This window comes from Micrococcus sp. HSID17227, assembly GCF_003989405.1.
Lineage (GTDB): Bacteria > Actinomycetota > Actinomycetes > Actinomycetales > Micrococcaceae > Micrococcus > Micrococcus luteus.
In genome coordinates, this window is the sequence record NZ_RBLN01000254.1 from 1 (window position 1) to 3,066 (window position 3,066).

The 3,066-nt window shown below is 74.3% G+C and carries 3 protein-coding genes; all 3 read right to left on the reverse strand.

Annotated elements, in window-relative coordinates; translation table 11 throughout:
• Positions 1-161: 161 nt before the first annotated feature.
• Genes D8M29_RS10350 through D8M29_RS10360 form a run of 3 tightly spaced genes read right to left on the reverse strand, consistent with a single transcriptional unit; the run spans position 162 to position 2,973 of the window.
• Complete coding sequence (locus D8M29_RS10350) at positions 162-743, reverse strand: hypothetical protein (protein WP_010079963.1); 582 nt, start codon at positions 741-743, stop codon at positions 162-164.
• A 60-nt stretch (positions 744-803) separates the two neighbouring features.
• A complete protein-coding gene (locus D8M29_RS10355) occupies positions 804-2,216 on the reverse strand; it encodes an MATE family efflux transporter (RefSeq protein ID WP_127445952.1) in 1,413 nt (470 codons plus the stop codon).
• Position 2,217: 1 nt separating this feature from the next.
• Positions 2,218-2,973 (reverse strand): CPBP family intramembrane glutamic endopeptidase, encoded by a 756-nt coding sequence (locus D8M29_RS10360; protein ID WP_238693384.1) that lies wholly within the window; start codon positions 2,971-2,973, stop codon positions 2,218-2,220.
• Positions 2,974-3,066 lie beyond the last annotated feature (93 nt).

Consider the following 3,066-nt stretch of genomic DNA (forward strand, 5'->3'; position numbering starts at 1 on the left):
GGGGCGACACGGCCCGCACAGGCGCTCGGGGCTGAGGCCTTCGGGGCGCGGCGGACCGGAGCCAGTCTACGCGTCCGGCCGGCGGGTGGCCCCTCGGGGCCCCGAGGTCCTCCCCCGGCGAACGTCCGCCCCGCGGGTCAGGACGGCGACGTCGACCCGGTTCAGAGGCCCCTGGCCGTGCCCCGGTCCCGGCGCACCTCGTGGTGGAAGCCGAGCCCGGAGACCATCAGGAGCACCCCGATCAGGATCGCCCCGCCGCCGGCGATGCCGAGCAGGGCGTGCGGGCCGAAGCCCTGCAGGGCCGCCACGACCACGCCGCCCCCGGAGAGCAGGCCCACGAGTCCGGTCCACAGCTGGTCCCGCGCGGGGATGAACTCGCGGCGGTGGCGGGCCCACGCCACGAGCTCGGCGACGCCGCCGAGCACGAGGGCGGCGCCGGCCGCCACGCCCACCGCCGCCGGGGACCCCAGGAACAGCAGCACGATCACGCCGAGCATCCACGCGGCCGCCGCCAGGGACAGCGGGGAGCGCATGGCCACGGGCACCGGGTCGCGGCGCAGGTACTCCCACATCGCCGAACCGGAGAACGCCAGGTACAGCGCGAACATGACCTTCATCCACGTCAGGCCCGGCTCGGCGACGAACACGGTGGTCAGACCGAACGCCAGCGCCACCACGGCGCGGATCAGGATCGGCTTGAACACCACGGACGAGATCTCGAGGGGGGTCTGCACGGTAGCCACCGCCCCAGTCTAGGAGCAGTGCGGCCGCGGCCCGGCCCGCGCGTCACCGCCCGGACGCGCTCACACGACGCCGAGCCGCATCCAGTCGTCGCGCCGGGCCCGCCAGCCGAGGGTGAGCGCCCGCATCCCCATGTAGACCCCTGCGAAGCCGAGCCAGAGCAGGCCCAGCTGCACGCCGGCGTCGGGCACGGCGGCGTTCGGTCCGGGCCAGGCCGCGGTCCAGCCGAATCCGCCCGTGGCGAGCTGCGCGAGCACCCAGAGCGCCGGCGCGTAGACCACGAGGTTCACGAGGCCGGCGAGGGCGAGGTAGCGGGCGTCGCCGGCGCCGATCAGCACGCCGTCCAGCACGAACACGTACCCGGCCACCGGCTGCCCGGCGGCCAGCACCCACAGGCCCACGGTGGCGGCGGCCTGCACGGTCGGGTCCGTGGTGAACAGCCCCGGCAGCACCGGTGCCGCCAGGGCCAGCACGGCCCCGGTCACGACGCCGAAGCCCAGCCCCCAGCGCACCATCGTCCGGGTGAGGCGACGGGCCGCATCCGGCCGGGCGGCCCCGAGCTCGGCGCCGATCAGGGCCTGCGCGGCGATCGCGAGGGCGTCGAGGGCGAACGCCAGCGTGGAGAACAGCGTGACGACGAGCTGGTGCGCGGCGAGGGAGCGGTCGCCCGCCCCGGCGGCGGCCATGACGGTGATGAGGATGGCCGCGCGCAGGCTCGCGGTGCGCAGCAGCAGCCACGAGCCCACCTGGGCCGTGGCGCGCATGCCCGACGCACGGGGCGCCCACACCGTGCCCGAGCGGCGGAAGCGCGGGGCCAGCACGAACAGGTATGTCACGAGCATCGCCCACTGCACCACGGACGTACCGACGGCCGAGCCAGCTACGCCCCAGCCCAGCCCGTACACCAGGGCCACGTTCAGCCCGATGTTCGCGCCGAAGCCCACACCCGCCACCACGAGCGGCGTCACGGTGTCCTGGAGGCCGCGGAGCACCCCGGTGGCCGCGAGCACGGCCAGCAGGGCCGGCAGCCCCGGCATGGACCAGCGCAGGTAGGCGACGGCGTGGGCCTGCACCTCGCCCGTCGCGCCGAGGGCCGCCGTCAGCGCGGGGGCCGCGAGCCAGCCGAGGACGGCCAGCACCGCGCCGAGCAGCAGGCCCAGCCAGATGCCGTCGCGGCCGCGGTCCATCGCGGCGGCCGGGTTCCCCGCCCCGATCAGCCGGGCCACCGCCGGGGTGGTGGCGTAGGCCAGGAAGATCATGAGGCCGGTGAGCGTGTGCAGGATGGTGGTGCCGATCCCGACGCCGGCCAGCTGGGCCGTGCCCAGGTGCCCGATGATCGAGGTGTCGGCCAGCAGGAACAGCGGCTCCGCGATGAGCGCGCCGAACGCGGGGACCGCGAGCGCGAGGATGCGCCGCGTGAGGGCGCGCGCGTCCTGCGGGGCGGGCGCCGCCGTCGAGCCGGAGGGTCCTGCCATCTCAGCCCAGCAGGGCCAGCAGCGGGGCCAGCGCCGTGGTCGGGGCAGTGGGGCCGGGCAGCGTGTCCGGCAGCAGGGGGGCCACGAGGTAGAGCATCGCGATGGCGATGCCGTTGTTCACCATGTGCAGCAGCACCGCGTACCCGAACGAGCGGCCCATCAGGATGTAGGACACCGTGATCGCCACCGCGAGGGTCAGGTACGGGACGGTCTCCACGAGCCGGAAGTCGCCGCCGGTGCCGAGGAAGTGCAGGAGTGTGAACGCGAGCACGGAGACCACGGCGCACACCCACACGTTGATCCAGCGGGAGAGCTTGCCGATCAGCAGGTGGCGGAACAGGTACTCCTCCACGAGCGGGGCGGCCACCACGGTCATGAGGATCATGAGCACGGGCGGGGCCTGCGTGGTCATCTCCTCGAGCGCGGCCTGGTTGGCGCTGGTCTGCGCCTCCCCGATGAGGCTCAGCACGATCACGTTCACGACGATGCACGCCAGCCACGTGGCGGGCAGCAGCAACAGCTTCCACCACGTCCCCGTGCGGAACACCCGCAGCGACGTCACGAGCGGGCGCCAGGCCACGGCCAGCACGAGCACCACGAGGATCGCGTAGCTGACGATGTTCACCGTGAACCCGTCGCGGACCAGGTCGAACGCCCCGAGGTCACCGGGGACCAGGCCGAGCGACACCGCCAGCCAGAGCCCCAGCCGGAGCACCATGAGCCCCACGTGGCGGGCAGCAGCAACAGCTTCCACCACGTCCCCGTGCGGAACACCCGCAGCGACGTCACGAGCGGGCGCCAGGCCACGGCCAGCACGAGCACCACGAGGATCGCGTAGCTGACGATGTTC

Excerpts from the sequence above, each read along its gene's own strand:
- D8M29_RS10355 (WP_127445952.1), bottom strand. The coding sequence starts at position 2,216 with ATGGCAGGACCCTCCGGCTCGACGGCGGCGCCCGCCCCGCAGGACGCG.